The sequence below is a fragment of the Vreelandella sp. 2A-K22 genome (assembly GCF_054065485.1).
Genome location: NZ_JBSUGC010000020.1, coordinates 25925 through 40707, shown reverse-complemented (window position 1 = coordinate 40707; position 14783 = coordinate 25925). Strand labels below are relative to the sequence as shown.

The 14783-nt window shown below is 55.8% G+C and carries 10 protein-coding genes; all 10 read right to left on the bottom strand.

Translation table 11 applies throughout. The features are described 5' to 3' along the window. Positions 1-198 precede the first annotated feature (198 nt). The 10 genes from ACW17M_RS22095 to ribH all read right to left on the bottom strand — a co-directional run bounded on the left by ACW17M_RS22095 (position 199) and on the right by ribH (position 14765). A complete protein-coding gene (locus ACW17M_RS22095) occupies positions 199-1257 on the bottom strand; it encodes an oxidoreductase (RefSeq protein ID WP_457548098.1) in 1059 nt (352 codons plus the stop codon). A gap of 56 nt (positions 1258-1313) precedes the next feature. Then, a complete protein-coding gene (ilvD, locus tag ACW17M_RS22090) occupies positions 1314-3158 on the bottom strand; it encodes a dihydroxy-acid dehydratase (protein WP_457548097.1) in 1845 nt (614 codons plus the stop codon). Between the two features lie 208 nt (positions 3159-3366). Beyond that, positions 3367-5541 carry a methyl-accepting chemotaxis protein gene (locus ACW17M_RS22085; protein ID WP_457548096.1) on the bottom strand — a complete coding sequence of 725 codons (2175 nt, stop codon included), beginning with the start codon at positions 5539-5541 and terminating at the stop codon, positions 3367-3369. Between the two features lie 249 nt (positions 5542-5790). Next, a complete protein-coding gene (locus ACW17M_RS22080) occupies positions 5791-7956 on the bottom strand; it encodes a methyl-accepting chemotaxis protein (protein ID WP_022519720.1) in 2166 nt (721 codons plus the stop codon). A 162-nt stretch (positions 7957-8118) separates the two neighbouring features. After that, complete coding sequence (gene lon, locus ACW17M_RS22075) at positions 8119-10671, bottom strand: endopeptidase La (RefSeq protein WP_457548095.1); 2553 nt, start codon at positions 10669-10671, stop codon at positions 8119-8121. Positions 10672-10820: 149 nt separating this feature from the next. Next, entirely contained in the window at positions 10821-12077 is a 1257-nt protein-coding gene (locus ACW17M_RS22070) for a DUF945 family protein (protein ID WP_027958811.1), read from the bottom strand. 200 nt (positions 12078-12277) lie between these two features. After that, positions 12278-12751 carry a phosphatidylglycerophosphatase A family protein gene (locus tag ACW17M_RS22065; RefSeq protein WP_009288468.1) on the bottom strand — a complete coding sequence of 158 codons (474 nt, stop codon included), beginning with the start codon at positions 12749-12751 and terminating at the stop codon, positions 12278-12280. Then, positions 12748-13749, bottom strand: coding sequence for a thiamine-phosphate kinase (thiL, locus tag ACW17M_RS22060; RefSeq protein WP_457548094.1), 1002 nt, complete (start codon positions 13747-13749; stop codon positions 12748-12750). Before thiL ends, ACW17M_RS22065 begins: the two co-directional genes overlap by 4 nt. 36 nt (positions 13750-13785) lie before the next feature. After that, positions 13786-14280, bottom strand: coding sequence for a transcription antitermination factor NusB (gene nusB / locus ACW17M_RS22055; protein ID WP_007114491.1), 495 nt, complete (start codon positions 14278-14280; stop codon positions 13786-13788). Further along, positions 14277-14765, bottom strand: a complete 489-nt coding sequence (gene ribH / locus ACW17M_RS22050; protein WP_007114490.1) for a 6,7-dimethyl-8-ribityllumazine synthase — start codon at positions 14763-14765, stop codon at positions 14277-14279. Before ribH ends, nusB begins: the two co-directional genes overlap by 4 nt. Positions 14766-14783 lie beyond the last annotated feature (18 nt).

The following is a 14783-nucleotide window of genomic DNA, read 5'->3' as shown; positions in this document are numbered from 1 at the left end:
TAGGAAGTAGCTTCGCTCAAGGTGGGTCGATGTCATCGTGAGCGAAGCTACCTCATTTTTGTCATTGCGAGCGAAGCGAAGCAATCTCGGGGTTATACTGCCGCCGCTGGTTGAGATTGCCGCGTCGCTACGCTCCTCGCAATGACATAATAAGAAGGCTCCTCACACGCAAAAGCGACTAATCCCCCGCCCCTCTCTCTAAAGATGATTTTTCAATGCGATCCAGCGCCGTTGACGGTGGCTGTCTAGGCCTGCTTCCAGCAAGGTCATTGAGCGCAGGGCGTCGTCGACGCTTACCGGTAGCGGTGCTTTATCGCGGATAGCTGCGGCAATGCCTTGGTAATAGGCAAGGTAGTCCCCCGGCAGGGTCGCAAGTTCACGACGCGTTAGCGGTGCGTTATCCCCCTCCCCTTCGCGCAGTGTCAGGGTGCCATGTTGAGTATCTTCGCCCCACTGGGGTGTCGGCACTTCGCCTGCTTTTAAGCGATCCTCCTGAGGGTCTAAGCCGTATTTTATGAAGCTGCCTTGGGTACCATTAATCCGGAAGCGCGGTGTCGGTTCGGCCACCAACGTGCCCGCCGCTAAGGTAACGCGAAAGCTTTCGTAGTCGAGCAGCGCGAGGAAGTCATCGTCAGCCTGGGCGCCATCTCGCAGCACGCCGAGTTCTAGCAGAATAGCCTGGGGCATGCCAAACAGCTCGCAGGCTTGATCTAGCAAATGCGGCCCCAGATCAAACCAGATGCCGCCACCGGGGGTGGCCTTCTCGCGCCAGCGATCGCGAACCTCCGGACGGAAACGATCGAAATGGGATTCGAAATTGACCAGACGTCCTAGCGTCCCCGCCTCAAGCAGGGCCTTAACGGTCAAGAAATCGTTGTCCCAACGACGGTTGTGAAACACCGACAATAGACGCTCTTTATCATCCGCCAATTTTTTGAGCAGCTTTGCTTCTGACAGGGTCACCGTGAACGGCTTATCGACCACTACGTGCTTGCCCGCCGAGAGAGCGGCTTTGGCGAGGGAAAAGTGGGTATCGTTAGGAGTGGGAATAACGATCAGATCAATATCACTGCGCTGGCAAAGTGCTAATGCCTGAGCCTCTACCTCAACATCCGGCAGTGACGCCTGCACCTTGGCGGCATCGCTTGAAGAGACCGCGACCAAATCCAGGCCTTCCGTGGCCTGGATCAGCGGTGCGTGGAAGGTTTGGCTAGCGAAACCGTAGCCGACTAATCCAACGTTTATAATCGCCTTCATTTGATTCCTTACTCGGGCTTATTGCATGTTTCAGCTGCATGTTTCAGCTGCGTATATCAGTCGAGTTTGCTTAGATCCCGAACAGCCCCTTTGTCAGCGGAGGTCGCCAACAGCGCATAGGCTTTAAGTGCCGGAGTGATCTTGCGGGGACGCTGCTCGGCAGGCTTCCAGGCAGCGGCACCCTTGGCGTCCATTGCCTCGCGGCGGGCCGCCAGCTCGGCATCGGTCAGTTTGACGTTAATCGCCCGACTGGGAATATCGATGCGGATCAGGTCGCCCTGCTCGATCAATCCAATCGCGCCGCCCGCCGCTGCTTCAGGGGAAACATGGCCAATAGAGAGTCCTGAAGTGCCGCCAGAGAAGCGCCCGTCAGTCAGCAGCGCGCAAGCTTTACCCAATCCTTTGGATTTGAGGTAGGAGGTCGGGTAGAGCATTTCCTGCATGCCGGGGCCGCCTTTCGGGCCTTCGTAGCGAATCACGACGACATCACCCTCTTTGACCTTATCCGCCAACACATCGGCGACTGCCTGATCCTGAGACTCCACCACATGGGCGGGGCCTTCAAAGACCAGGATCGAGTCATCGACCCCGGCGGTTTTGACCACGCAGCCATCCAGCGCGATATTGCCATAGAGCACGGCTAAGCCGCCCTGCTGAGAGAAGGCATGCTCAAGGTCTCGAATACAGCCGGTGGCACGGTCACCATCCAAACTCGGCCAGCGGGCACTTTGGGAAAATGCCACTTGGGTAGGGACGCCACCCGGCCCGGCTTTAAAGAACTCAACCACTTCCGCGCTTGGCGAGCGCATGATATCCCACTCTTCCAGCGCCGCTTTCAGGCTGTCGCCATACACGGTGGGCACCGAGGTATCCAGCACTCCGGCACGATCCAGTTCCCCCAGGATGGCCATAATGCCACCTGCACGGTGGACGTCTTCGATATGGTACTTCTGGGTATTGGGCGCCACTTTACAGAGTTGGGGCACTTCACGGGAGAGGCGGTCGATATCGGCCATGGTGAAGTCCACCTCGGCTTCCTGGGCCGCCGCCAGGAAGTGAAGAATAGTGTTGGTAGAGCCGCCCATGGCGATATCCAGGGTCATGGCGTTTTTGAACGCCGCCTTGGAGGCAATGGCACGCGGCAGCAGGTGGGCTTCTTCGCCTTCGTAATAGCGCTTGGCCAGCTCGACAATGCGATGGCCAGCGGTTTCAAACAGGCGACGACGATCCGAGTGAGTCGCCAAGACGGTACCGTTGCCGGGCAAGGCCAGACCCAGCGCTTCGGTTAAGCAGTTCATGGAGTTGGCGGTAAACATGCCCGAACAACTGCCGCAGGTGGGGCAGGCGCTGCGCTCTACTTCCGCCAGGGTGTCATCATCCACGCTGTCGTCGGCGGCCATCACCATGGCATCGACGAGATCCAGCCCGTGGTTGAGAAGCTTGGTTTTACCCGCTTCCATGGGGCCGCCGGAAACAAAGATAACCGGAATATTGAGGCGTAGAGCGGCCATCAGCATTCCTGGGGTGATTTTGTCGCAGTTGGAAATACATACCAGCGCATCGGCGCAGTGGGCGTTGCACATATACTCAACGCTGTCAGCGATCAGGTCGCGGCTGGGCAGCGAGTAGAGCATGCCGTCGTGGCCCATGGCGATACCATCGTCCACCGCAATGGTGTTGAACTCTTTGGCGACGCCCCCGGCTTTCTCAATCTCCCGCGCCACCAGTTGGCCCATATCCTTTAAATGCACATGGCCCGGCACAAACTGGGTAAAGGAGTTGGCTACCGCGATAATCGGTTTTTGAAAGTCGCCATCCTGCATACCGGTGGCGCGCCACAGCGCGCGGGCACCGGCCATATTGCGGCCAGCGGTGGTGGTACGTGAGCGATACTCTGGCATGGTGTCCTCTACTCTCTAATAAATAGCTAGGCTCTATTTTTTATTAGCCCACAGCACGCAAGGCTGCAGGCTAGACTAATTCTAAAAAATATCAGTAGCTTTTGATTGTGGCATGAGCAATGCGCAGAGACTAGATGTGGAGGCTGGATGTAGAGGCTAAATCACGAGACCCGATAGGAAGTAAAGCGCCCTCCATGGCGCCGATTCATCAGAAGGTCGCCCACGCCTCTTCGGCTGGCTGGGCTTGGGCAGTACGCTGAGTCGGGGAGTTTTGGGGCGAGGCTAATGTGGGAGATGACGCTAATGGGGGCGTGGAGCCAAGCCCTGCTTGTTTAAGCAAGCGCTTGCGGGCAGTCTCGCTGCTCTCTTCGGCAGCACCCTCTAAGCGAAAGGCGGCGATAACGTTGGCCAGGCTCAGCGCTTCGCGGGTGAGGTCTTGAGCAGCGCTGGAAATCGACTGTACCTTGGAGGCGTTCTGCTGGGTAACGTGATCCATCTCCGCGACCGCGGTATTGATTTGCGCGATACCGTTGCTCTGCTCATCGGAGGAGGTGCTGATCTCTTCCATGATATCGCTGACTCTCATTACCTGAGTCACTACCTGATCGATAGCGGCTTCGGCCTCCTTCACCGCTTGGGCACCGCCGCTAATCTCCTGGGAGGAGGAGTCGATTAAACGACGAATGTCGCCAGCCGCATCAGCGCTACGCCCGGCCAAGCTACGCACCTCATTTGCCACAACTGCAAAACCACGCCCCTGCTCGCCAGCCCGAGCAGCTTCTACTGAGGCATTCAGCGCCAGAATATTGGTTTGAAAAGCGATGCCGTCGATGACGCTAATAATGTCGGTCATCTTATCGGCGCTGGCAGCGATACGCTCCATGCGTTCGACTAGCGCCTGCATGCGCTCGCCGGTTTCGCGGCTGGTGGTGGCATTTTGCATGGCCAGTTGATTGGCCTGACGGGCGTTTCCGCTGTTTTGCTGCACGGTCGCCGTCATCTGATCCATGCTAGAGGCAGTTTGCTGAAGCGAGGAGGCCTGCTGCTCAGTGCGCGATGCCAGGTCTTCATTCTGCTGTTTGATATGTTCGGACGCAGGTGTCACCACATCGACTTTGTTGCCCACCTCGGTAATCAGCCCCGATAAGCTAGCGCGCATGGTTTCCAGCGAACTCAGCAACTCGCCTAACTCGTCATTACGCTTTAAAGTCACTCGGTTGGCGAGGTTACCCGCGGCAATTTGGAACGTTACCCGGCGGGCCTCGTTGAGTGATTTAATCAGCGATTTGAGTACCGCCATGCTCAGCCCCACCATTAACACAATACCCAGCAGCAGCACGCCCAACTGACCGTACAATAATACCTGTTGCTGCTGTTCGGCATTGTCCATCAGCGTATGCGCAGCCGTGCGTTCTTGTTCAACCAATACATTGATAGTGGCACTAATACTTTCAGAGGTGGGCTGCACGTTGTCATTAAAGGCTTCAAAAGCAGCAAAGCCGTTACCATCGCGGATAGCCGTCAGGGTGATATCGGCACTTTCCATAAAAGTGGTGAGATGTGCCGCTAGCCCCTCTTGCACACCGCCGGTTTCGCGCTCTGCAGTATAGCCTTGCCACGACTGCTCAATGTCGGCACTCATGGTGGTTAACTGGCTTTCAAGAGCATCAAGATCCGCTCGCCTCGGGTTGCGCACCGCCGGTTCTAACGCCTGAATTGCTTGGCTAACCCGCTGACCTATCTGCTGAAGGTCGGTAATGCCTTCAAGGCCCGTTTGATTGAGAGTGCGTAAGCGTTCAGCGGAACTGGTTAAGCCATACACCCCCGCCGCCCCTGCGATGACTAGTAAAGCCACCGAAGCCAGCACCATACCCATTAGTTTGGCCTGCATGCTGCTGAAACTAAAACGCTTTACCCATCCACGCAGGCCGGTGTGGCGTATTGCACCATAATGCAGCTTGAAACCACGCGTTTTGCCCTGTTGCATTGCAGCGTATACCCGCTCTGCCCGGGCAATGGCTCTATCCGCTGCTTTACGTCGGATAGAGGTATAGCCCACCACGCGATTACCATCGAGCAGCGGCGCGATGGTGGTATGCATCCAATACGCTTCTCCCGTTTGGCGGCGATTCTTGATCAGCCCCTGCCAGGTTTTACCGGCCTCAATCGTTTCCCATAGGTTCTTAAAAACCGCTTTAGGCATGCTGGGGTGGCGAAACAGGCTGTGAGGTTCGCCCATGATCTCGTCCAGCGTATAGCCGCTCACCTCTACAAAGGTTTGGTTGGCGTAGGTGATTCTGCCCTGCAGATCCGAGCGTGAGATCAACACTTCGTCATCGGCTAATTCATAAATAGTGGATGCTGCTTGTGCGGCATTATGCATTGAGACCCCCTACTTTTTTATTGAAGGCTTGTGCCATCTTTAGGATTAGCGGTTCCCTAGGAGCCTGTCCGACTTAACACTGATCTACTGCGAATCTATGCTTCTCGCGACGATCGGCCAAGCCAGACAGGCTCCTAACGCTAAGCCTTTTCAATTAGAGGTAATGCATGAAATATGCCACCGCGAAGGGTGGCATGTCATAAAACCGAATAAAGGGAAATCAAGCACCTAACAGTGTCGTCTACCGGGCTAAAACGCTTCCCACTGGTCAGCACGAGGCTGTGTTGCGGGTGTCTTAGCACGCTGCTCTGATGGGGCTGTCAATTGCTGAGTTGCTTTACTGAGTGCCTGGTTGGCGCGCTGTAACTTCGCCCGCGCCTCTTTGATGTTCTCGTCTTGAGCGCCTTCCAAACGGAATGCATCGACCACGTTAGCGAGTTCAAAGGCTTCGAGGGAGAGATTGTCCGCTGACGCCGCAATCGACTGAACTTTTGAAGCGTTCTGCTGGGTCACAAGATCCATTTCGGCAATCGCCGAGTTAATTTGACCGATCCCACTACTCTGCTCGCTGGACGCAGTGCTGATCGACTCCATCAGCTCACTGACTCGACTCACCTGCTGAGAGACTTCCTCAATCGCCCGCTCCGCCTGCTCTACCGCACTACGACCACCGCTGACTTCCTGAGTAGTGCTATCAATCATCTTGCGAATTTCCTGGGCGGCATCTGCGCTGCGACCAGCTAGATTGCGCACTTCGCTGGCGACTACCGCAAAGCCGCGTCCATGTTCACCAGCACGCGCAGCCTCAACCGAGGCGTTGAGTGCCAAAATATTAGTTTGAAAGGCAATGCCGTCGATCACGCTGATCATCTCGGTCATCTTTTCAGCACTCTGGGCGATACGCTGCATGCGCTCCACCAGCTTTTGCATTTGCTGACCGGTTTCCTTGGTGCTGGCAGCGTTCTGCACTGCCAGATCAGTCGCCTGGCGGGCATTATCGGTGTTCTGCTGAACCGTCGAGGTCATCTCCTCCATACTCGAAGCGGTCTGCTGAAGCGACGACGCCTGCTGCTCAGTGCGCGAAGAGAGTTCCTCATTTTCAGCGGCTATCTGCTGAATCGCCGGAGTAACCACTGAGACACGATTCTCTACATCGCCCACGATGCTGGAGAGGCTAAAACGCATGGTGTCCAGGGAGTAGAGCAGCTCGCCCAACTCGTCGTTAGTTTGACGACGTTCACGGGCGGCCAAGTTACCCGCGGCAATTTGGAAAGTGATATACCGCGCGCCCGACAAGCTGCGAAACACGGATTTCAGAATCATTACACTCAAGCCGATCATGACTAAAAAGCCTACCGCCAGTAGCACCAGCTGCGCTATCAGCATTTGCTGACGCCCGCTTTGTGCCTCGGTCACCAGCAATTCGGCATCGGCACGCACCTGCTCAACCAAGGTGCTGTTCATCTCGCGCAGCGACTCTGTGGTCGGCACCACCACGTCATTCAAGGCCTCAAAGGCCGCGAACCCATTACCCTCTTCAATCGCCACAAGGGCGGTTTGCACCGCATCAATCCAGGTATTCAGAGCACTATCAAAAGCCTGGGCGGTCTCATCAGTGACCGTCGCATCCGCATAGTAGCCCGCCCACAGCGTCTGCATGGCATCGGTATACTGGCCAATGTCTGCGTTGACGGCCTCCAGGTCAGCCCGACGAGGGCTTCGTACCGCAGGTTCCAGCGTGCCAACCGTTTGACCAATATAGCGTTCGATATTCTGCAGCGAGGCGACATCGCTCAACCCTGAGCGATTAATGGTTTCCAGCCGCTCGCCGGAGAGTAACAGCGCAGAGACTCCCAACCCACCCGAAAGACAGAGTAGCAGCAGCGACGCCACCACCATACTGGTGAGCTTGGCTTTCAGGCTAGTGAACTGAAAGCGCGACAGCATTCCGGTCAAGCCTTTACGCCGCAGCGTGCCATGGGCTAGTGCGTAGTGGCGGGATTTACCTTTTTCGCGAATCTCGGCATAGATTTTTTCTGCCTGGTTAATGGCTTTTTCTGACGCTTTGCGGCGCACGGAAGTGTAGCCGACGATGCGCTCACCGTCCCGCAGCGGCGCCACGGTGGCATTCACCCAGTAGTGATCGCCATTTTTACGCCGATTTTTAACCACGCCTTGCCAGGTTGTCCCCGCTTGGATGGTTTTCCAGAAATCCTTGTAAGCAGCTTCAGGCATATCAGGGTGACGAAGGAGGTTATGGGGAGAGCCAATGAGTTCTTCACGGCTATAGCCACTGACCTCAACAAAAGTAGGGTTGGCGTAGGTCACATTGCCCTTTAAATCCGAGCGGGAAATAAGCACCGCTTCCTCACTCAGAACATACTCACGCTGCGTCACGGGCTGGTTATTGCGCATTAGTTCTCCAAGAATTAGATATTCTTAATTTTTATAAAAGCAGAGGTCATTATCGCTATAGATCATCTCGGCAAACCAGTGAACAAATGTAAAAAAAGCGCCTTACTCTCGTAAGACGCTTTAAAAGGTTAAATAGCCATTGCTGCAAATAAAATCAACGCTCTATTTTCGGCCAAACACGACATCTGCCACATCACGGTAGCGCTTGGCAAAGTGCACCGTCATGCCCTCTTTCAGGTAGTCCGGCAACTCTTCGTAATCGCGCTTGTTGGCGTCGGGCAAAATCAATTCAAAAATATCGCTGCGTCGCGCGGCAATGACTTTCTCACGAATACCGCCAACGGGGAGCACTTGGCCGGTTAACGTTAGTTCGCCGGTCATCGCCAAAGGCCTATCGATCGCATGGTGCTTGGCCAGCGAGAGCAGCGCCGTGGTCATGGTGACACCCGCCGAAGGGCCATCTTTCGGCGTGGCGCCCTCGGGTACGTGCAAGTGTACAAACGCCGAGTCAAAGAAGTCGGTATCGGCACCATACTCCTGCAGGTGGCCCAGGGTATAGCTGTAAGCGATATTGGCGGACTCCTGCATCACTTCGCCTAACTTACCGGTCAGTTTAAAACCACGATCCAGTGAGTGTACTTTGCCTGCTTCGATGGGCAATGTTGCCCCCCCCATGGAAGTCCACGCCAGGCCGGTCACTACCCCTTCGCCGGTAAGCACTTTCTCCTTACGGAAAATCGGCGCACCTAAGAACTCCTCCAGGTTTTTAACTGATATCTTGACCGTTTCAGACTCCTCTTCGAGCAGTTTAACGGCCGATTTACGCACAATGCGGTGCAGTTGCTTCTCCAGCTGTCGCACTCCGGCTTCCCGGGCGTAGCCTTCAATGACCTGCTTTAAAGCCGCATCGGAGAGGCTGATCCTCTTTTTCGTCAGGTTGTCGCGCTTGAGCAGCTTCGGCCACAGGTGGTGCTTGGCAATCGCCAGCTTCTCTTCAGCGATATAACCGGAGAGGCGGATCTGCTCCATACGGTCAAGCAGCGGCCCTGGAATCGAATCAAGCGTGTTGGCAGTGCAGATAAACAGTACCTTGGAGAGGTCCATGCGCACATCAAGATAGTGATCAAGGAAATCGACGTTCTGTTCGGGATCAAGTACTTCCAGCAGCGCCGATGCTGGATCGCCCTGAAAGGACTGCCCGAGCTTATCGATTTCATCCAGCATGATAACGGGGTTTTCGACCTCGACCTCTTTAAAGGCTTGCACCAGTTTGCCGGGCATAGCGCCCACATAGGTACGCCGATGACCTTTAATTTCCGCTTCATCGCGCATACCACCGACTGAGAAACGGTAAAACTGGCGCCCTAAGGCTTCGGCGATCGAACGTCCGATGGAGGTTTTGCCTACGCCAGGAGGGCCTACCAACAATACAATCGAGCCGCCTACGTCGCCTTTGAAAGTACCCTCGGCCAGAAATTCGATAATACGCTCTTTAACGTCTTTCAAACCGTCGTGGTCGCGATCCAGCACCTGGCGGGCATGGGGTAGATCCAACTGATCCTGGCTGGTCACTCCCCAGGGCAGCGAGGTTAACCAATCCAGGTAGTTACGCGTGGTGCCATACTCCGGCGAACCGGTTTCCAACACGCTGAGCTTATTAAGCTCATCGTCAATACGCGATTGAACACGCTCGGGCACTACCAGTGACTCCAAACGCGCTCTAAAGGTATCTACATCGTTTTCTCGATCACCTTTGGAGATACCCAATTCACGCTGGATGACCTTGAGCTGCTCGCGCAGGAAGAACTCGCGCTGGCGATCCTGCATTTGCGCGTTTACCTGCTCGCTGATCTCGCCCTGTAGCAACGCAACATCGATCTCTTTCCGCAGCAGCGGCAGCACTTTCTGCATCCGCTCTTCTACCGAAAGTGTTGCCAGCACATCCTGAAGTTCGGGGCCTTTGGCGGAGGTAATAGCGGCGGCAAAATCGGTCAACGGCCCCGGCTGATGAGGACTAAAGCGGTTGAGGTAGTGCTTGAGTTCTTCACCGTACAGCGGGTTAATCGGCAGCAGCTCTTTAATGCCGTTGATGATCGCCATGGCGTAGGCGCGGGTCTCTTCGTTCTCCGCATCAACCGGCTCTTTAGGGTAGGTCACCTCGACGAGGTAAGGCGGCTCTTTGGAGAGCCAGCGGGTAATTTTAAAGCGCTGAAGCCCTTGAGCGATAAACTGAATCTGATCGTCTTCGCCCTTAAGTTTGTGCACTTTGACCGCAGTACCGATCTCCGGGAAACCTTCATGATCCAGGGAGGTGACACCCTGCTCGCCCACAAAGGCAACACCCAATGTGTGGTGCGGCGTGTTACCCACACGGCGCATGGTCTCTTCCCAGCGCTCACGATTAATCACCAGCGGCTGTACCTGGGCGGGGAAGAACGGCCGGTTATGAATAGGCAGGAGGTAAATGCGTTCGGGCAGCATTTCGCTAGCGGGCACCAGAGAGTTTACCCGCTCGCCGTCTGAGCGGTACTCACTTCCTCCCTGCTTACTATCGGGCTCTTGAGAGCTTTTTGCAGTCTGTTCGTTAGAGTGGTTTGCACCACTGTCTTCACTACTCTCTTCACTACCGGGGGTGTCATCAGTAGTGGATGATTGCTCATCATCAAGTTGCCAATCAAGATGTTCAGCGTCGTGTTCGTAATCCTGGTCGCTCATGCGTCCTCCAATGAACCGATACCGGCGGTGAGAACCGCCTAGTGTTGTCCATGGAATGCGGGCAGTGGGCCAAAACTTCAACCCTTCGCGAGTAGAACAGTCAGTTTAGCGGCGCTCCCTGCGACCGTAGGTAAACTTTTCTTTTAAAATTATTGAGGCCAAAGCTCGGGCATCGGGCGCCCATTGATACGCCAAACGCCACGCACCACATCAAACTGCAGCTCCCGAGTACCCAGGGGCAGGCCTAACCATAATGCGGCGACGGTAGGCGCATCGTGCCAGGTAAAGTCGCCATCAATGCGCTCCAGCCATTTCGCCTGCTCTTTCTTTTTGTCGAGGTTAACCACACTCAGCTCATCCAACTGGCGGGCATCAAAAAACAGCGCGCCATCCGCATCCAGGCGAATACCCAACAGCGGACTGTCGATGGCGATGGTCATGACATCTAAACGTGGCGAGTCGCTAAGCACTTTGCGCAGATCCGGCTCCAACCGGGCCAGCAACCCTTCGGCCATAGGTAGACTAGCGTCTCCCCAGGCGGCTTCCTGGCGCAAACGGCGAATCAAGTGGCGAACCGCATCGGCATTCAAACGCGAAAGCTCCATCTCTATGCGGCCATTGAGCAGCGGCATATCAGGCGCTTGAGAAGGCACCATCACATCGCCCACTTCAAGCTCGCCTTTGATACGGAGTTCGCTCTCATCCAGCACCATATGGCTGTTTAGATCGAGAGGTGAAAACTGGATATCGTAGGAGGGGTAGCTGAGCGTCAGCGTTTCAATATGCAGGTGATCGCGTTGAGCAAAGTGGTAAGCATCATCAATATAAGTATAGCGGCTTTCGAGCACCGTGGGGCCTATCGCAAGCTGGGCCATACCGTCGGTCAGGGTAAGTTGATCAAATAACGCGCGTAGTCGCCAATCGCCAAACACGCCTTCCAAGCGCAGCCGACCACCGCGGACGGCTAAATCGCGGCCATTTTGTTGAATCACAAAGGGGGCAAGGGCAAGGCGCAATTCGCTATGACCGCTAAGGGTGTGATAGCGCCCCTGCCAACGCGGCACAGAGGGGGCGGTGACCTCACCCACGGCTTGCTGCAGAACGGTATCGAGACGTGGTAGTACGGTGCCTTCGACATCCGTGCTTAAAATACCGTGCCGCGCGCTATACGTGAGCTCAAGGCGCCAGGGTCGACCCAAAAGCGGTGACAGTATCACCCTGCCTTGGGAGCTTAACCACCCTTGATGACTCTCAGTACGATTGACGCGCCACTCGCCCCGCGCCTCCAGATCTTCGAGCGCTTGGCGTAGACTGCGCTCAAACAGCACACTGGAGAGTAGCTGCGCTGCCATCCACACTACGGCTATAATCGCCAGCGTGGGGACAATCAGACGTTCCTTGCGCATGCTACCTCCTTGAAGCCAACGCCTTGCAGCCAATGCACTCGAAAAAAGTTATCAACCGCTCCTGATCTCTATTTACCACTTACCACTTACCACTTACCACTTACCACTTACCACTTACCACTTACCACTTACCACTTACCACTTACCACTTACCACTTACCACTTACCACTTACCACTTACCACTTACCACTTACCAAGTTTAGTGTAGCCAGAACCACAGGTGCATAGTACTCCAGGCGTAGGCGCCTGCCATCACGTCATCGATCATAATACCAAAGCCGCCCGCCACGCGGCGGTCAGCCCAGCGAATCGGCCAGGGCTTAAAGACATCGAAGATGCGAAATACCACAAATCCCCATAGCGCAGCCTCCCACGAAAAAGGCACCGCCGCCATGGTTAGCCAGTAACCCACAAACTCGTCCCACACGATACCCGAGTGATCGTGTACCCCTAAATCGTGGGACGTTTTATCACATAGCCAAACGCCGACAATAAAGGCAACAAAACAAATACTCAGGTACCACCCCAGGGGCAGTTCCGCCATCATCCAGTAGAACGGAATGGCCGCTAGCGTGCCAAAGGTACCCGGCGCCCAAGGGACAGCACCGCTACCCAAGCCGAAGGCAAAAAAATGTGTTGGGCGACGCCAGACACTTTTCGGTGCATGATTCATGGCGCTTCCCCACTAAAATGCTGCCAACCGGCATAGCCGCTGACATAACGACTCAGTTCACTCTGGCCAGAGGCAGTAACGCCTAACGCTTCACTGCAGTGGCCGATGACGGTCAGCGAGAGACCCAATGGCGCTAAACGTTGTTGCGCCTCTGCGACGTCGTCAGCGCCGAGGGTAACAAGCAGTTCGTAATCATCCCCGCCGGAAAGTGCCGCCTTTAGTGCAGCTTCCCGACCTAGGGAGCTTTCCAGTTCGTCCGCCAGTGGTAAGGCGTCTAGCGCGATGACGGCTCCGACCTGCGAAGCGTCGCGAATATGCGCCAAGTCGGCCAGTAGCCCATCGGAGATATCCAGTGCAGCGGTGGCTAAGTCGCGCAACGCCAGGCCCGCCGCTAAGCGCGGTTGTGGCAATAGGTAGCGACTTAACAATGGATGCGCCAGATCGCGCTCGCCCTGCTGCCAAAGCGCCAGCCCGCCTGCCCCACCACCTAGTGCACCGGTGACAGCGATCAGATCTCCCGCCTGGGCACCGCTACGGGTCAAGGCTTCGCCCACCGGGAGTTCACCCATCACAGTAACGCCTATGGAAAGCGCACCGGAAGTGACATCGCCCCCCACCAGCGTGGTGGCGTGCTGCTGACAAAGCGTATGAAAGCCTCGCGCATAGTCTGTAAGCCAAGCATGGGTGGCTTCATCATTGGCAAACTGGCGCTGATCAAGGGTTAACGCCATCAAACACCAACGCGAAGTCGCCCCCATGGCGGCCAGATCGCTCAGCGCAACGGCCAAGGCACGGTGACCCACCGCAAATGCTGATGCTTCGCGGGGAAAGTGTACATCCACCACCGAGGTATCAACGCTCACGACCAACTGTTGGCCTGCTTGTGGCAACAGCAGCGTGGCGTCGTCTCCACATCCCAGTGTGACGCCACTTGACGCAGCCGACGCCTCCTGCGACGACATAAAGTAGCGTCGAATCAAATCAAATTCGGCAAGCACAAAGGCCCCTTAAACGCATTGTCATACCGCTCGCGTTCAGAGACGACGAGCGCTGACCTCGGCACTGCGCAAGCGAATAGCCAGCTTGTCGAGAATGCCGTTCACGTATTTATGGCCATCGGTGGCGCCAAATGACTTAGCCAGCTCAACGCCTTCGTTAATGACGACACGATAAGGTACTTCCATGCGGCGGGAAAGCTCGTAAGCGCCCAACCGTAGGATGGCCAACTCTACCGCATCGAGATCTTCTAAGCGGCGGTCTAGCAGGGGAGAGATTTCACGATCCAGTTCCGCTTTGAACCGCACGGTATTGTGGAGTAACTCGTGAAACAGCGCCTTGTCGGCGATCTCCATCACCTTGACCCAATTTTCGTGATCTTCCAGGTCATCGTCGGCGACTTGACTACGAAACTCGGCTTCAATGGTGGTAATGGATTTACCCGTCATGTGCCATTGATAAAGCCCCTGCACCGTTAATTCCCGCGCCGCGTGGCGGCCCTGCTGAGCGGCAGAGGGTTTACGCTCGCTCATTGGGTATCTCCTGACGGTAGCGCGCGAAGCAGAGAGACCATTTCCATCGCGGCCATGGCAGCTTCGGTGCCTTTGTTACCGGCCTTGGTGCCTGCACGCTCAATCGCTTGCTCAATGGTTTCAACGGTTAACACGCCGTTAGCCACCGGGGTATCAAACTCAAGCTGTAAGTGATTAATAGCCGTATTACAGCCGCCCGCTACGTATTCAAAATGCGGTGTGCCACCGCGAATGACCGCGCCCAGGGCAATCACTGCGTCGGGTTTCATTACCTTCAACACGCGCTTCACCGCCAGCGGGAGTTCCCAGGCGCCCGGCACGTGAACAATGTGGATATGCTCGGCGTCGACACCGTGACGGGTCAAGCTGTCGACAGCGCCTTCCACCAGGCTATCGACCACGTGATGGTTAAAACGGCCGACCACGATGACATAGCGGCCATCGACATCAACAAACGTACCTTCAACTTGAGTGAGGGAGTGCATCAATTTATTCCTGCTGAA

What these genes read in the sequence shown, in the direction of transcription:
- ACW17M_RS22095 (WP_457548098.1), bottom strand. Translation starts at nt 1,257, where the DNA reads ATGAAGGCGATTATAAACGTTGGATTAGTCGGCTACGGTTTCGCTAGC.
- ilvD (WP_457548097.1), bottom strand. Translation starts at nt 3,158, where the DNA reads ATGCCAGAGTATCGCTCACGTACCACCACCGCTGGCCGCAATATGGCC.
- ACW17M_RS22085 (WP_457548096.1), bottom strand. Translation starts at nt 5,541, where the DNA reads ATGCATAATGCCGCACAAGCAGCATCCACTATTTATGAATTAGCCGAT.
- ACW17M_RS22080 (WP_022519720.1), bottom strand. Translation starts at nt 7,956, where the DNA reads ATGCGCAATAACCAGCCCGTGACGCAGCGTGAGTATGTTCTGAGTGAG.
- lon (WP_457548095.1), bottom strand. Translation starts at nt 10,671, where the DNA reads ATGAGCGACCAGGATTACGAACACGACGCTGAACATCTTGATTGGCAA.
- ACW17M_RS22070 (WP_027958811.1), bottom strand. Translation starts at nt 12,077, where the DNA reads ATGCGCAAGGAACGTCTGATTGTCCCCACGCTGGCGATTATAGCCGTA.
- ACW17M_RS22065 (WP_009288468.1), bottom strand. Translation starts at nt 12,751, where the DNA reads ATGAATCATGCACCGAAAAGTGTCTGGCGTCGCCCAACACATTTTTTT.
- nusB (WP_007114491.1), bottom strand. Translation starts at nt 14,280, where the DNA reads ATGAGCGAGCGTAAACCCTCTGCCGCTCAGCAGGGCCGCCACGCGGCG.
- ribH (WP_007114490.1), bottom strand. Translation starts at nt 14,765, where the DNA reads ATGCACTCCCTCACTCAAGTTGAAGGTACGTTTGTTGATGTCGATGGC.